This is a genomic window from Acinetobacter sp. XS-4 (assembly GCF_023920705.1).
Classification (GTDB): domain Bacteria; phylum Pseudomonadota; class Gammaproteobacteria; order Pseudomonadales; family Moraxellaceae; genus Acinetobacter.
This window is the reverse complement of record NZ_CP094657.1, coordinates 2,738,252-2,750,294: the sequence shown is the minus strand read 5'-3', so window position 1 is coordinate 2,750,294 and position 12,043 is coordinate 2,738,252. Positions and strand designations below refer to the sequence as shown.

Here is a 12,043-nt window from a genome sequence, read left to right as displayed (position 1 = left end):
GAGTAGGGAGACATTTGTGCAAAATATGGAAACTACCGCAGTTGATCAATTCGCAGAGCTATTGGGTGTACAAGTGCTGCATCGCAGTTTTGATGAAGCGCGTTGTCAGCTTAATGTGAAAGACGAACACATGAATGCATTGGGCGGCGTACATGGAGGTGTCATATTTTCTTTAGCCGATATTGCCTTTGCGATGGCTTGTAACGCAGGGGATGCGCCATACACTGGCCTACAGGCTGATATTCGCTATATGAGCGGTGCAAAAGATAGGGTGTTATTTGCAACGGCAACCAAGGTCGGAAGTAGTAAAAAATTCGCGCATTATGAAGTGTTGATAACAGACGGTTTGAATAATAGAGTCGCTTTGTTTACCTCTACGTGTTACAGGCTTGCGCCGTGATAGGCGTTATGAGGCTTATTCCACAATCATTTCATTTGTTGGTCTATCAAGCTTCAGGTCAAACTCTAGTCCTTGCAAAAAAATTTATATCTCTACAGCCAACATGATTAGCATTGGATGTAAAAGTTGTGATGCCAAAACAATATAAATATTGTCTAAATATAGGAGGGTGCTTGAAATTCAGCATAAGTAAAGGGCACTTATTTTTTCTTTTTTCTAAGCGGTTACAGATTTGAAACTTTTTTATGCTTTTAAATAAATTGTACTTTTTTATCTCATTAAATCAGTGGCCTATAAAATATTAATGAATGAGCCAATTCCATTGATTTATTCAAGATCAAGTTGATTATCATCTTTAGTTACTTTAATTTTTAACTTTTTATATGTGCGTTTGTTTGGATCAATTGCAGAATTCATGACCTCATCTGAGAAGGAGGAACATAACATTAATTTTGCGTATGCTCGGTAACCTATCAAAATTCTTCGTAGTGGGTAGTCTGTTCTTGTAGAGTAATAGTCGATTCTGGAGTTTAGTTCTTGTAGCAGAGTCTGCTGTGACATTAGAAAAATTTCTGTAAGAGTTTTATACAGCATATAGAGATTTATCTAATCAAAGAAGAATTATTTTTAAATGATGTAAACTTTGGAAAATTAAACAATCATCTTACATATTAAAAGATATCTAAATATACAACTTATTTTTTTATTACCTTTAAATTTAGATAGATAAATAGACTAAAAGTATAATGTATTGATCAATGTAGGAAATTGCTGGTAACAACTCTTTTTTAAGCAATAGATTTATGTATGTTATAGTCAATTTCGATTAATTATTGGTCTTGAAATGGATATCTGTATTGGCGGCATACTTGATGGTCAAAAGAGAAAGGATGATCAAACTCATTTCAAAGTAGATAATCATTATTCTGACCATGGCTCTGAATATAATAAAGAGTATTTTCATTTAGATGGGCAACTTCATTCGTTTTGGATAAGTGAAGAACTTGATTTCGATGAGGCACTAAGAAGAGCTGAATTAATACTGAATACAAGATTTTTAGTTATCTAAATTAAAAAGAATAATTTACTCTATAAGAGGGTGGGCTTTACAGCTGTCCTCTTAATTAAAGTGAAATTTAAATATTTTTCGATTCAATTTTTGAAATTTATCTATACATAATTATTCATGAACTTATTCTTTTATCCTGTAATCTAAAGACTAAAGAAAATAATTTAGTTCAGGTTGTGGGTATCTATATGGGAGATAAATCAATTGAAAAAGATAAATTTTTAAATTATCTTATTCAAAAAAATGCGGAGAAAGAAATAGAATGCGAATGGCTAAGAAATATTATTTTTCGGTTGATTGATGAGATTGAAGATAGTTGTTTGCAAGCACAGCTAATTCGACAAGTAAATGAGGAGCTTATGTTGTTAATACAAACACATATCGATCCAGATTTTAATTCAAAAGATTTAAATAAATTTAAAAATTAATTTAAAATAAAATATTTTATATAAGTTTAATATTAAAGAAGTCCAATATATTGGACTTCTTTAATATTAATGAAACTTCATCTTTTTACTTGTTTTTCCCTTCATTATTTTTAGTTGATGAAGAGTTGCCTGATTCAGGTGGTTGGGCTGGTTTTTCAATTTTATCCTCATTTGGCTTTGGATTGGTATCATTTGTGTTTTGAGTTGCTTTTTTTGAAAAATCTTTAAAATCAGACATTTTAAACTTCTTAATAATAGTAAGGAGGTTTTATAGTAGGCCTTTAAATCAGTTACAATGCGATGATTATAAGAGGTCTATGTAGAGATATGTGCCTGAGATTGTTTAATTATCGACATAATATTTCTTTGATTCAAATAGAGTGTTGATATATAAGTGGAAGGGAATTTTAATCAAATACAAGAGTTAACATATAATTAAATAGCTATTGTATTTAATGGTTTTTTAATAATTATAATTTATTTAAATTTAAGTCCTTAATCAAAAATAATTGTTTTATTGAAGTGGGATAACTTATCTATAAATATATTTATACAACATAAAGATTTAGTTTTACATGCATACTCAATCAAATTAATTAAAAAATGAAAAAATATGGATGCTGAAATGAAAAAATATTTTGATGTAGCTGAAAGTGTTTATAATAATATTCACTTTAAAAATCAGTCTTCTAAGGATGTAGTTGATTGTCTTAATAGACTATTAATTGAAATTAAAAAAGAAGCTGCTACAAACAATTTAAAGTTAAAATATAGCGTTATTGATTTTGAAAGCTGTTTAAATCGACCAATGAAAGAGCGAATTGTAAAAATAGATTTAAGTATTCTACCAAATTTTGAGAATGAACATGAATTTATTCTCTGGTTAGTGAATTTTATAAAAAGTATTTCTGTATCTAGAAATTATTATTTTTAACAGTATGGTGTGATAGTAAGTAAAATAAACATTTTTAAATTTTTTGTATAAATTTTTATTTTACGTATACTCTAATTAACTATAAAAAAGACTTATTAGTAAATCCTCTTTTAGTGTCATATTTTTATTAATAACTCTTCGTTTTTTAAGATATTAAAAATTAATTTGTTGTTTTATTTTTAAAAAAAAATAATAATTCAGGTTTTGAGACATTATATGAGGGGCGATATGTTATTTTTAATTTAGCTCAAGGAAAAATGTCCTGTTGCCATTAATATTATTGTTCAATAATGTTTTAAAAAGAAAAGGCACCTTGGGTGATTTTTTAAATTATATTAATCACTAGATAATTTGTAAATAAATTAAAATATTAATAATTATGATGTTAAACAACAGTATCACATTCAGATACACTTGCATTGTATCTATATAAAGGTAAAAGGACTATGTTAACTAAGTGCTAGATAATCATCTACACAACATTAAATAGGAGAGACTCTAATGTCTCAACAAAACCAAGTTAAAAACGATCAAGACAAATCAAAAGAGCAACAACAGCAACAGCAAGACGGTAAAGAGTTTGAGCCTAAAAGTCCTGATCAGAATGCTGTAGAAAAAGTGGATCAAAATGATAAAATTGAGAAAAAATAATAATATAATAAATTTATTTTTTCTTAAATGATGGGTTGGTAGAAAGAATAATGATTCTTTTTGCCAATTTATAAAATTAAGAGGAATTTTTTTAATATGTCTTTTATTATAATAATTTTTATTTTGTTTGTTTTTGCTTATATTTTATTTAAATTTTCTTCTAAAGTTAATCTGGAACTTCCAGAAAGTACTCTAAAAATAGCTGGAAAAATATTTACAGATAATAAGAACTTTTTTGAACATGAAATAATTGTAACTTTATACCAAGAAGAATTGATAACTTTAGTCGGTAATCAAAATGGTGATAGAACGAAGGTCTTTAAAAATGCTGTAATATGCCTTGAAAAGGAAACAAATAAAATTGCAGTGTATATAGATACTTTAAGAGTTGGATATCTTAATAAAATAAATTCTTCCAGTTTTGTTAATTTTTTAAAAATAAAAGGTTTTAGTGATAAGGATGCTTTTGAAGCTGATGCGGTTATAATGAGTGAAAAATTAAACCAATGGAGTGTGAAATTAGACATACCATACGATATGGAAAAGTTTAGGTTTGATAAATATTAAATTTACGATAACTATTTATTTGATATTTCTATAAGATATATTTTGGTACATTTTTTTTAGTATTGAAAGTAAAAAGAGATCATAATAATTATATTGATAATAAAAAGGAAAAAAGATATGGAACTTAGAGCTGTAAAAATGCATAAAATGTTTAGAGATTTTCATGAAGAAAAGGAACTTGGCTATGTAGGAGAATATGATGAAAAACATGATCTTGTAGCGATATATAATATTTTTAAAGAAAAAATGAAGAAAATAGAAGGAACTTATCAATGGATTCTACCTTCATCGGGTGAAGTGTTTTTTGTTGAGGAAGATCCACTATATAGTCGCTAATTAATCTTACCCCTACTTTAAGCAGGGAAAACGCTTTTTTATAAATCAAATTTTAATAATAAAACTTAATTATTTAGCCTTACTTTTCTAGTGATTTAATTTAAAACAAATGGCATTTTGCGTGCTTGACTGCAAAAGGGTTGGGCACTATTCTTTGCCTGCTGGCCACATTGCCAGACGGTCGTCGCGGACCGGTTTTTTCGACCACATCAGGATTATTTCTTCTGAGGAATAGTTTTGTGTGAGCATCTCCTCGTTCCCTCCCGTTGCGGTAGGACGGGAGTGGGACACCTTCGGGTGTGCTGGAGTCGAAACCAGTCCGCGAACCCACTTCCGTTCTGCCACCATAATTCTTATTAAGGTCTGGCAGAACTCCCAATAAAAAGGAGTTTGCTTTGCACATCCATTATTTCTTGGCAGCCTTTGCCAAAAGCTATAACGACACAGCTTAAAAAATTAAAGCAGCTTGATTGCTCTAAGGTTTTCAGGCTTTAAGTCTTTTTTATTTAAAACTTAGCAATAACAAACTCGAGATGTGCCACGCACAGTCTTTACGGCTTTGCTGCGCCTTTTTTTCTCCCAAAAAAGTATCTCATTTAGAAACAACAAGAATTTTTATAACGGTAAAACCATGCCAAAGTTAGTTCTCCCTACACGCGCTATACAAGTTATTAATACATCAATTAATTTATTTCACCATCACGGATTTCATACGGTTGGTGTCGACCGAATTGTGAACGAGTGCGGAATTCCAAAAGCGACTTTTTATAACTACTTTCACTCGAAAGAGCGGTTTATTGAAATCTGCTTAATCGTACAAAAAGAACGATTAAAAGAAAAAGTGGTTTCAATTGCTGAGTACGGCCAAGGTTCAAACGTGAAAGATAAACTCAAGGCACTTTATTTCTTACACACGGATTTAGAGGGGCTTTACTACTTACTATTTAAAGCCATTTTTGAAATAAAACTGACCTATTCAAAAGCCTATCAAGTTGCGATTAAATATAGAACTTGGCTCATCAATGAAATCTATAGCCAGCTTATAAAACTAAAAATCGATGCGACTTTTCAGGATGCAAAACTATTTTTATATATGATTGAAGGCGCAATTATTCAGCATCTAAGCTCAGATGGGGTAGACAATAGAGAAAGCTACTGGAATATGATTTCTAATGTCTTTCTAAATAAATATTTAGGTCTTTAAATCTTACTTATCTAAGAATTAAAAACTTATTTGTAGTGAAATTTTGAATAAATAAAGATTTTTTAAGAGGGCAGATCAGCGCTTTTCGGTTCATGATTCCATAAATTAAATATACATATTCTTGCGATGAGCCAACTAGCGCAAAAAACTGATCTTGTTGATCAATACCAATCAGTATTTCATTACTTAAACTTAGCAGATCAAAGGGTGATGCATTTTTTTTTGCCGCAACTGATATATTGAAATTCTCGAAAGTTTTCTTGATATCAAGTAATGAATAATGGGAATTTTCCAGATTTCGTTGAGCTTGCAGATAAACAGTAATAAGGTCTAAATCTATTGGTTTATCGTATTTTGCAGTAATTGCGGAAGCAATAATAAAGGCGATGTTTGAACTATTTGAATTTATTGAGCCCACTTTAAGTTTAGAGATAGAACTCTGGATATTATTAGGTATATGTTGGACTGAAGCTGAGCACATATTTATTGACCTATAGACTGTGGTAGCTTGGGTTGTATTCAGCCCTGCTAATAATGATATAAAAAAGATGAGTTTTTTTAATTTAATCATCATATAAATGCTTGTATGCAATTTTTACTTAGCAAAACTTTAAGTTCCCGTAGCAGTTTTTAATGCCTATCTGTCCAGAGTCAAGAGGATTAATAATTAACTCTCGACCAACTAATCCTCCTAGTGCTTCCCCAAGTCCTACATCAATTCGCTGTTGTGTTTCGATATCAGTGAGTAAAACTTTTGGTAAGGAAAGCCACCATCCAGGTTGGGCCGCGACAGTATTTTCGAAGCTGCCAGAACTTATTTTTTGCCACTGGATAGCTTGTTTTTGTAGGGATAGTGATGTGTCACTAGTAGGAATTGTTCCTGCCGTATCTTGAGCTAGTAAAATTTCATGAAAACCAGACAGAGGATAATCTTTTAATGTGGCATTACTTAGAGTTAAACCTAAAGGTAGATCTAAGATACCTAATAGTCTTAGTGGACCAGTTTTAGCGACTACATTATCTAGCGTTGCTGATGCAGAGCGGTTAAGAATAAGCGGTTTGTTATAATCATTAATATGTGCTTCTGTAGAGATCAATCCATTTTCAATCACTACATTTTTCAGAACAGTATTCGTAAGCGTTAAATTCAAATCACCAGATAAAGAGTTAATTCCTCCTGTGTCATCAGCTAATGTTGTTAAATCCGTATTTGATCCCAATCCAAGTTTGCCTAATATGCCTAATGCCCCAAGGCGAAAGCCAACAATTTCTCGAGTAGAAGCACTGTCTGGCGATTTTATAGCAAACTCGATAAAAGGATTAGTAATAACGGCATCTGATCCAGCATAGCTACCATTTACGGGGAGGACACCTGCTAAACTAATATCTTCAATATCAATGTCACAACCCACTCCTTTAATCCCACCGCAACCCAACTGTAAACGTTTAATATTTGTATTTAATTCTATTTGTGCTTCCATCCCGAGACGATAAAAGCCAACATCTGTATTTGGATTACCATTTTGATTAGCTGCAATATTGGTTAGATTAAATAGTGCCTGACCAGTTACGCTCGCTAAACTTTTATCATTTAACGGATTGAGTTCGGCGTTCACAAGTGAACTGGCCAACATTAATGGTATTGTAAATAAGAAAGCCTGTTTTATACTTCTGAGATTATTCATATCAGTTCCTTTGCTTAAAGATGATTAGACTCAAAAAGAAAACTAAAAATTTACTTTATGAGTCCAAGCTCCTTTGCCTTACAGCCTTATTGTTTGAGTGTGACTTTTAGGTAATTGTTTTGTTTAAGCATTTTTACTGAACAAATAGGATTTATTCTCTTAGGAGGATAAAACTACAGGTAAAAGCATAATGTGTTCAGTGCACACATTATGCTTATAGTATGTGTGCGGTGTCAACATGTCTTTAAAGCAATCAGAAAATTTAAGTCAAAAATCAAATTACCATCATGGAAATGTACGTGAAGAATTATTGAATGCAGGGTTGGTTCATTTAGAAAATAATGATGCTGAAAGCCTGAGTTTTAGAGAAATGGCAAGGCAAATTGGGGTAAGTGCTAACGCGGTATATCGGCATTTCGAAAACAAAGAGAGCTTTCTAGTAGCGCTGGCAGCAAAAGGATTTCAGCGTTTACAGGAGGAACAAAGTCAAACATTACAATATGCTAATTCTCAGCCGGAGGCTTTGAAATTATTTGGTTTAGCCTATATCAACTTTGCAAAAAATAATCGAAATCTATTTGCTTTGATGTTTAATCCTGATTTACAAAAGAATGAAGCAATTGAGTTAAAAGAGGCGGTGGATAGTACATATACACAATTACAAAGGTTAACAGCTTCAATTTTGAGGTTGAGTGAAGATGATGCCCAAGTTGAAGTATTAGCAATGCTGAGTTGTAGCCTTGTACATGGTCTATCTCATCTTTTACTGGAAGGACGTTTAGCTGAATCTGAAGAGAAAGCCAATAATTTAGTTTTATTAATTATGAATTATGCAACAAGTTTGCTTGCTTCTTCGGCAGAGATAAATTCTTAATTTATTCTATATTTGAGTTTAAAAACCAGCCTTGGTTTTACTAGGCTGGTTATTATTAGCAATAAAAACGATTAATTTGAGCATTTAGATTATCCACTTGCTAATTTCAGGTCAGACCAAAATAAATATTGGCTTCATAAATCACGACCACGTGGTCATTACCTATGCGTGGCCATGAACAGAGCGTTGGCTGATTTACAACAGGATTCGATTTCATTTAGAAAAGTTTAAATATTTAACTCAAAGTTTACTTTTACGCGATCTAAAACAATTAAGGTCCGATATGTTTTTACATCTTCATTATCAGCAAAATGTTTTCTAACTAAACTTTCAAAATGAGATAAGTTGTTGCTCAGCATGATAATGATAAAAGAGACGCCTCCATTCACAAAGTAGCACTGTTGAATCTCTTCAACAGAAGCAAAGTATAGCTTCGCTCTGTCCATCACTACAGAGCGGTCTTCGCTAAGTCGGACTTCAATAATAGAAGTAATTTTTTCTCCAAATTTTAGCGGATTTAAAATAGCGCAATTTCTTAAAATAATTTCCTTTTCTTCCATACGAGATATACGTCTTTGAACAGAAGCGGAGGATAGGCCAATTTTTTCAGAAATTTCTCGATGCGAAGTTTTATTGTCTTTTTGAAGTATTCTTAAGATTGCATAATCAAAATTATCTAAAGAAATATCTGACATGAGTAAATCTCTCATTAAGCTTTAAATATAGAGTTATTTAATCGTTTTGTTGAGAGAAATAGAAGAAATATATTGATTATATAGAATTAAAATTTCAATCATTCCCAGAGTGGTAAATATGATGATTGAGACAAACTCCAAGCAAGGCATGGCATTTGCAGCCGCATTTCTATCTTTAGTTTCTGTGCAAATAGGAGCATCAATAGGAAAAGCCCTTTTTCCAATTCTGAGTGCAGAAGGAGTGACCTTAACTCGACTTGCTTTAGCAGCATGTTTCTTATGGATTGTTTATAAACCTTGGAGAGACTGGAACAGACAGACCAATTGGAAAAATCTCATTATTTATGGGGCCATCCTCACTTTAATGAATACTTTAATTTATAAAGCATTTTCTTATATGTCTGTTGGGATCGCTATTTCCATCGAAGTGTTAGGACCGCTTACGGTTGCTATTTTAATGTCCAAAAATAAATTAGATTATTTTTGGGGAGCATTATCTCTTATTGGTTTGCTTTTTTTACCTATGGGCAATTCAAACAATAACTTTAGTTTTATTGGTATGACGTATGCGCTTGTGGCTGCCGTGGGTTGGGGACTGTATATTATTTATGGCTCTAAAGTTGCACAAGGTGGCGGAAGCTCTGTTGCAACTGGAATGTTCCTAGCGGCTTTGTTTGCAACACCTTTAGGGGCTTCTCACATTATCCATATTTTTGATAGTTATAAGATTCTTTTGACATGTTTACTCATGGCGATGCTAGCGAGTGCTATTCCATTTATATTAGATATGGTTGCGATGAAAAAACTGCATCCACGTGTTTTTGGAATATTAGTGAGCGCATCACCAGCGGTGAGTGCTTTAGCCGGATGGCTGATTTTAGATGAACGATTAAACAGTTTTCAGATCATTGGAATAGCAATTATTATGGCATCGTGTGCAGGGTGTTCTTATTTCTCATATAAACGTAATACTGCATAAGCCTGTTCTTCTATGATGACTTAGGTCTAAAAGCTGGATGAATCGTGTGAAGGGGGAGAAATAATAATTAGAGAACTCTCTCCTTAAAAAGCTGCTTCTGTACAAAAGAATATAAAAACAGCAAGTAACATTTTAATCTGATTGATATTTATACAATATAGTTACCAGATCACAAGGATATGAACTGATGAAATTTCTAAAATTTCTAACTTTTAGCACGATTCTTACCTTATCCGCACATAGCTATGCGACAGTGGGTGGTGGACAAAAAATTGAAGTATTGGGTTATCAGCAAAAAGAGAAGAAACTTTATGTATTAAGACACTACGAAGATGGTCGAGGACGTCTACCACAACTATATTATTATTTATTAAATAGTAAATCGCCTGACAAACTTATTGAAGTTAAATCTCTCTATATCAATCCAAAAACACATAAGATTGATTATGATCAAGATAGTACAGCGTTTGATAAAGCTTTAAATAAAATTAAAAGGAATTTAATTCCTTTGAGCACAAGTAATAGTAAGACTGTAAAAATTCAAACCTTAAAAACTCGTCAGAATCAAATATCAGCTTGGTTTGATCCTTCAGGGAAGATCACGCAATATAAAACCGAATATGTTGTAAAATCGCCGTCTTTACAAAGTAAGACTCATGTTGCGGTTCATTACACCAAAGCAATAAACATTTCCCAAAATTATAGCGTGCCTAAACACAATAAGAGGTTGGTTGTAGTTAAATATTTGGGAGTTCCAGAAGAAACTGGTTACGATATTGAAGATCCTGTTTTATTACTCTCTGTGAAAAAATAAGTTTAAGCGTAAATTATTTTTTTGGTTCAAATCGGCAATATGCATAACATCTGTGTATATTCCGCTTAAAAGGATATTCTCACTAGACTGTTTTATTTACCTCTTTATAAACCCTTCTTTAACAATAACTCCTTCATTATTTATCCTTACTATTTAAAGCTATTTTTATATATGATTGAGGGCGTAATCATTCAGATTTTAAGTTCGGGTCAGGCAGACGAAAGAGGAAGGATATTGGATTTTTTTACTAGGGTTTATTGAGTGAAATAAATTAACTTTAGCCCTCAAGCGAGGGCTTTAGATTTTTCAAATATTCTTATTTTGCTTGGCTTTTTATCGAAGGTCTAAATATTCAATATAGCCAGTTCCTGTAATCGATTTATTACGGAATTTCCCTTTATATTGGTAACTTCCCGCATATCCACCACCCATACCATATTTAAAGTCTCGATTGGCAATACCTTCAATTTCAATTAATGGATTGCCTGAATTATCATCAACCTTCCACGTGAATTTACGAGGTAATCTCATACTTAAATTGTTTGGTGTCGTGACTCTGTTCTCTTCAAATTCACTAACAGTAAGATTAAATCCACGAGAATAAATATCGCCGTGGTCATCGACAGATCGGACATAGACACGTTGTTGTAAAACTACATTTAATGGTCCAAGAATCTCAACTAAAAGCACTTGTGTTTGATCGTCAATATTTAAAATCTGATAGGTAAAGTACTTCATGACTAAATTAATATTGGCTGCACGCGCATACTCGTAAGTACAAAGACCTTTAACGGCTGTTTTCTCTCCTTTATATTCTAAGAATCCCTCATATTGGCATAACAGCGCCCAATGTTGGTATAACCCACCTGCCAAATCTGCAAATTGGGCTATTTTGTCTGTCGCATTAATTGTTAGATCAAAATTAAATTGATGGTCTTTTCTAACAGCATGAAAATGAGGGTATGTTCCTTCTAAAAGAAGATCGTTACCAAAACGCAAAGACGCTCCATTGGACAATAGTTCACAATCATTTTTGACACTATAACCATTAAAATGTTCAGGAGTTCCTACCCCTGTACCTATGAGCAAGTTGGCTGTATCAATTGCTGACGTCTTTATTAAATGTTCGTTTCTAAAGATCTTAACTTTAGGCTGGCCAACTACAGTAATAAGATTTAGAAAATTAAAGGGTGCAGGTAAATTAGGAATCATTACGCCGTAATGCACAGCAGTATACTTACCTTGGGGCGTGTGAGTTTCGGTGCTGATATCAAATGGTTGGCTATTAATTAAACCAGAGCGATCCACTGCATTAATGATTTTAGAGGGTAAAACAATATTTGATGGTAATAATGGAAAATTCATATTAACTCTCAATATAGGCAAATAATTAAATAAATTTTGAAT

17 protein-coding genes and 1 pseudogene are annotated in these 12,043 nt (G+C 32.2%); 12 read left to right on the top strand and 6 right to left on the bottom strand.

What is annotated here, in order from left to right:
• Window positions 1-16: 16 nt before the first annotated feature.
• A complete protein-coding gene (locus MMY79_RS12830) occupies window positions 17-400 on the top strand; it encodes a PaaI family thioesterase (RefSeq protein WP_086263335.1) in 384 nt (127 codons plus the stop codon).
• Between the two features lie 327 nt (window positions 401-727).
• On the opposite strand, the gene MMY79_RS12825 is transcribed toward MMY79_RS12830, so the two are convergent.
• Window positions 728-961 carry a hypothetical protein gene (locus MMY79_RS12825; protein WP_252609101.1) on the bottom strand — a complete coding sequence of 78 codons (234 nt, stop codon included), beginning with the start codon at window positions 959-961 and terminating at the stop codon, window positions 728-730.
• A gap of 283 nt (window positions 962-1,244) precedes the next feature.
• Between MMY79_RS12825 and MMY79_RS12820 the strand changes: the two genes are divergently transcribed.
• Entirely contained in the window at window positions 1,245-1,469 is a 225-nt protein-coding gene (locus MMY79_RS12820) for a hypothetical protein (RefSeq protein ID WP_252609099.1), read from the top strand.
• A gap of 188 nt (window positions 1,470-1,657) precedes the next feature.
• On the top strand, window positions 1,658-1,897 hold the full coding sequence (locus MMY79_RS12815; RefSeq protein ID WP_252609098.1) for a hypothetical protein: 240 nt from the start codon (window positions 1,658-1,660) through the stop codon (window positions 1,895-1,897).
• Window positions 1,898-1,982: 85 nt separating this feature from the next.
• On the opposite strand, the gene MMY79_RS12810 is transcribed toward MMY79_RS12815, so the two are convergent.
• Window positions 1,983-2,135: a hypothetical protein gene (locus MMY79_RS12810; protein ID WP_252609096.1), complete on the bottom strand. Its 153-nt coding sequence runs from the start codon at window positions 2,133-2,135 to the stop codon at window positions 1,983-1,985.
• 375 nt (window positions 2,136-2,510) lie between these two features.
• On the opposite strand from MMY79_RS12810, the gene MMY79_RS12805 reads away from it, so the two are divergent.
• The 5 genes from MMY79_RS12805 (at window position 2,511) to MMY79_RS12785 (ending at window position 5,589) form a co-directional block, all read left to right on the top strand.
• Window positions 2,511-2,831, top strand: a complete 321-nt coding sequence (locus MMY79_RS12805) for a hypothetical protein (RefSeq protein ID WP_252609094.1) — start codon at window positions 2,511-2,513, stop codon at window positions 2,829-2,831.
• A 501-nt stretch (window positions 2,832-3,332) separates the two neighbouring features.
• The gene (locus MMY79_RS12800) at window positions 3,333-3,482 is read left to right on the top strand and encodes a hypothetical protein (RefSeq protein ID WP_013198381.1); all 150 of its coding nucleotides are present in this window, start codon (window positions 3,333-3,335) and stop codon (window positions 3,480-3,482) included.
• 96 nt (window positions 3,483-3,578) lie between these two features.
• Window positions 3,579-4,049 (top strand): hypothetical protein, encoded by a 471-nt coding sequence (locus MMY79_RS12795; protein WP_252609092.1) that lies wholly within the window; start codon window positions 3,579-3,581, stop codon window positions 4,047-4,049.
• 147 nt (window positions 4,050-4,196) lie between these two features.
• Window positions 4,197-4,385, top strand: coding sequence for a hypothetical protein (locus MMY79_RS12790; RefSeq protein WP_252613527.1), 189 nt, complete (start codon window positions 4,197-4,199; stop codon window positions 4,383-4,385).
• 631 nt (window positions 4,386-5,016) lie between these two features.
• Window positions 5,017-5,589, top strand: a complete 573-nt coding sequence (locus MMY79_RS12785) for a TetR/AcrR family transcriptional regulator (protein ID WP_252609090.1) — start codon at window positions 5,017-5,019, stop codon at window positions 5,587-5,589.
• A 7-nt stretch (window positions 5,590-5,596) separates the two neighbouring features.
• Here MMY79_RS12785 and MMY79_RS12780 read toward each other — a convergent pair whose 3' ends face one another.
• Together MMY79_RS12780 and MMY79_RS12775 are read right to left on the bottom strand one after the other, a co-directional pair.
• Window positions 5,597-6,070: a hypothetical protein gene (locus MMY79_RS12780; RefSeq protein WP_354669041.1), complete on the bottom strand. Its 474-nt coding sequence runs from the start codon at window positions 6,068-6,070 to the stop codon at window positions 5,597-5,599.
• Between the two features lie 118 nt (window positions 6,071-6,188).
• Window positions 6,189-7,274 carry a hypothetical protein gene (locus MMY79_RS12775; protein WP_252609086.1) on the bottom strand — a complete coding sequence of 362 codons (1,086 nt, stop codon included), beginning with the start codon at window positions 7,272-7,274 and terminating at the stop codon, window positions 6,189-6,191.
• Between the two features lie 238 nt (window positions 7,275-7,512).
• Here MMY79_RS12775 and MMY79_RS12770 point away from each other — a divergent pair, with 238 nt between their 5' ends.
• On the top strand, window positions 7,513-8,148 hold the full coding sequence (locus MMY79_RS12770; protein ID WP_252609079.1) for a TetR/AcrR family transcriptional regulator: 636 nt from the start codon (window positions 7,513-7,515) through the stop codon (window positions 8,146-8,148).
• A gap of 227 nt (window positions 8,149-8,375) precedes the next feature.
• Here the strand turns inward: MMY79_RS12770 and MMY79_RS12765 are convergent, their stop codons facing one another.
• Window positions 8,376-8,843, bottom strand: coding sequence for an Lrp/AsnC family transcriptional regulator (locus tag MMY79_RS12765; protein ID WP_252609078.1), 468 nt, complete (start codon window positions 8,841-8,843; stop codon window positions 8,376-8,378).
• Window positions 8,844-8,961: 118 nt separating this feature from the next.
• Between MMY79_RS12765 and MMY79_RS12760 the strand changes: the two genes are divergently transcribed.
• From MMY79_RS12760 to MMY79_RS12750, 3 genes and pseudogenes are all read left to right on the top strand, one after another.
• Entirely contained in the window at window positions 8,962-9,822 is an 861-nt protein-coding gene (locus MMY79_RS12760; RefSeq protein WP_252609074.1) for an EamA family transporter, read from the top strand.
• 187 nt (window positions 9,823-10,009) lie between these two features.
• A complete protein-coding gene (locus MMY79_RS12755) occupies window positions 10,010-10,636 on the top strand; it encodes a hypothetical protein (RefSeq protein WP_252609072.1) in 627 nt (208 codons plus the stop codon).
• A 156-nt stretch (window positions 10,637-10,792) separates the two neighbouring features.
• Window positions 10,793-10,897: pseudogene (locus tag MMY79_RS12750) on the top strand (TetR family transcriptional regulator); the annotation flags it as partial.
• Window positions 10,898-10,969: 72 nt separating this feature from the next.
• On the opposite strand, the gene MMY79_RS12745 reads toward MMY79_RS12750, so the two are convergent.
• On the bottom strand, window positions 10,970-12,001 hold the full coding sequence (locus MMY79_RS12745) for a DUF6670 family protein (RefSeq protein WP_252609070.1): 1,032 nt from the start codon (window positions 11,999-12,001) through the stop codon (window positions 10,970-10,972).
• Between the last annotated feature and the right edge of the window lie 42 nt (window positions 12,002-12,043).

What these genes read in the sequence shown, in the direction of transcription:
- MMY79_RS12825 (WP_252609101.1), bottom strand. Translation starts at nt 961, where the DNA reads ATGTCACAGCAGACTCTGCTACAAGAACTAAACTCCAGAATCGACTAT.
- MMY79_RS12820 (WP_252609099.1), top strand. Translation starts at nt 1,245, where the DNA reads ATGGATATCTGTATTGGCGGCATACTTGATGGTCAAAAGAGAAAGGAT.
- MMY79_RS12815 (WP_252609098.1), top strand. Translation starts at nt 1,658, where the DNA reads ATGGGAGATAAATCAATTGAAAAAGATAAATTTTTAAATTATCTTATT.
- MMY79_RS12810 (WP_252609096.1), bottom strand. Translation starts at nt 2,135, where the DNA reads ATGTCTGATTTTAAAGATTTTTCAAAAAAAGCAACTCAAAACACAAAT.
- MMY79_RS12805 (WP_252609094.1), top strand. Translation starts at nt 2,511, where the DNA reads ATGGATGCTGAAATGAAAAAATATTTTGATGTAGCTGAAAGTGTTTAT.
- MMY79_RS12800 (WP_013198381.1), top strand. Translation starts at nt 3,333, where the DNA reads ATGTCTCAACAAAACCAAGTTAAAAACGATCAAGACAAATCAAAAGAG.
- MMY79_RS12795 (WP_252609092.1), top strand. Translation starts at nt 3,579, where the DNA reads ATGTCTTTTATTATAATAATTTTTATTTTGTTTGTTTTTGCTTATATT.
- MMY79_RS12790 (WP_252613527.1), top strand. Translation starts at nt 4,197, where the DNA reads ATGTTTAGAGATTTTCATGAAGAAAAGGAACTTGGCTATGTAGGAGAA.
- MMY79_RS12785 (WP_252609090.1), top strand. Translation starts at nt 5,017, where the DNA reads ATGCCAAAGTTAGTTCTCCCTACACGCGCTATACAAGTTATTAATACA.
- MMY79_RS12780 (WP_354669041.1), bottom strand. Translation starts at nt 6,070, where the DNA reads ATGTGCTCAGCTTCAGTCCAACATATACCTAATAATATCCAGAGTTCT.
- MMY79_RS12775 (WP_252609086.1), bottom strand. Translation starts at nt 7,274, where the DNA reads ATGAATAATCTCAGAAGTATAAAACAGGCTTTCTTATTTACAATACCA.
- MMY79_RS12770 (WP_252609079.1), top strand. Translation starts at nt 7,513, where the DNA reads ATGTCTTTAAAGCAATCAGAAAATTTAAGTCAAAAATCAAATTACCAT.
- MMY79_RS12765 (WP_252609078.1), bottom strand. Translation starts at nt 8,843, where the DNA reads ATGTCAGATATTTCTTTAGATAATTTTGATTATGCAATCTTAAGAATA.
- MMY79_RS12760 (WP_252609074.1), top strand. Translation starts at nt 8,962, where the DNA reads ATGATGATTGAGACAAACTCCAAGCAAGGCATGGCATTTGCAGCCGCA.
- MMY79_RS12755 (WP_252609072.1), top strand. Translation starts at nt 10,010, where the DNA reads ATGAAATTTCTAAAATTTCTAACTTTTAGCACGATTCTTACCTTATCC.
- MMY79_RS12745 (WP_252609070.1), bottom strand. Translation starts at nt 12,001, where the DNA reads ATGAATTTTCCATTATTACCATCAAATATTGTTTTACCCTCTAAAATC.